This window comes from Streptomyces sp. NPDC047042, from assembly GCF_040644035.1.
Taxonomy (GTDB): domain Bacteria; phylum Actinomycetota; class Actinomycetes; order Streptomycetales; family Streptomycetaceae; genus Streptomyces.
The window spans coordinates 1-1004 of sequence record NZ_JBEYVP010000132.1 but is presented as its reverse complement, the minus strand read 5'-3'; the positions used below and the strand labels follow the sequence as shown (position 1 = coordinate 1004).

General features: G+C 57.8%; 1 rRNA gene. It reads left to right on the top strand.

Features of this window, described 5'->3' with window-relative positions:
- Positions 1-249: 249 nt before the first annotated feature.
- Positions 250-1004, top strand: a 23S ribosomal RNA gene (locus ABZ855_RS48455); the annotation flags it as partial.

Genomic DNA, 1004 nt, shown 5'->3' with positions numbered 1-1004 from the left:
TGGTTGCTCATGGGTGGAACGTTGATTATTCGGCCGGTTTCACGGGTCGGAGGCTGCAAGTACTGCTCTCGCAAGAGGGCGTGGAAAGCATGATCTCCGGGCGGGGAGCGGTCGGGCACGCTGTTGGGTGTCTGAGGGTATGGCCGTATGGCTGCCTTCAGTGCCGGCCCCGGTAAAGATCTGCTTCGGTGGGTTGTGACGGGTGGTTGGTCGTTGTTTGAGAACTGCACAGTGGACGCGAGCATCTGTGGCCAAGTTTTTAAGGGCGCACGGTGGATGCCTTGGCACCAGGAACCGATGAAGGACGTGGGAGGCCACGATAGTCCCCGGGGAGTCGTCAACCAGGCTTTGATCCGGGGGTTTCCGAATGGGGAAACCCGGCAGTCGTCATGGGCTGTCACCCACATCTGAACACATAGGGTGTGTGGAGGGAACGCGGGGAAGTGAAACATCTCAGTACCCGCAGGAAGAGAAAACAACCGTGATTCCGGGAGTAGTGGCGAGCGAAACCGGATGAGGCCAAACCGTATACGTGTGAGACCCGGCAGGGGTTGCGTGTGCGGGGTTGTGGGATCTCTCTTTCACAGTCTGCCGGCTGTGAGACGAGTCAGAAACCGTTGATGTAGGCGAAGGACATGCGAAAGGTCCGGCGTAGAGGGTAAGACCCCCGTAGTCGAAACATTAGCGGCTCGTTTGAGAGACACCCAAGTAGCACGGGGCCCGAGAAATCCCGTGTGAATCTGGCGGGACCACCCGTTAAGCCTAAATATTCCCTGGTGACCGATAGCGGATAGTACCGTGAGGGAATGGTGAAAAGTACCGCGGGAGCGGAGTGAAATAGTACCTGAAACCGTGTGCCTACAAGCCGTGGGAGCGTCGCGTTGAGTACTTGTACTCAACGTCGTGACTGCGTGCCTTTTGAAGAATGAGCCTGCGAGTTTGCGGTGTGTTGCGAGGTTAACCCGTGTGGGGAAGCCGTAGCGAAAGCGAGTCCGAATAGGGCG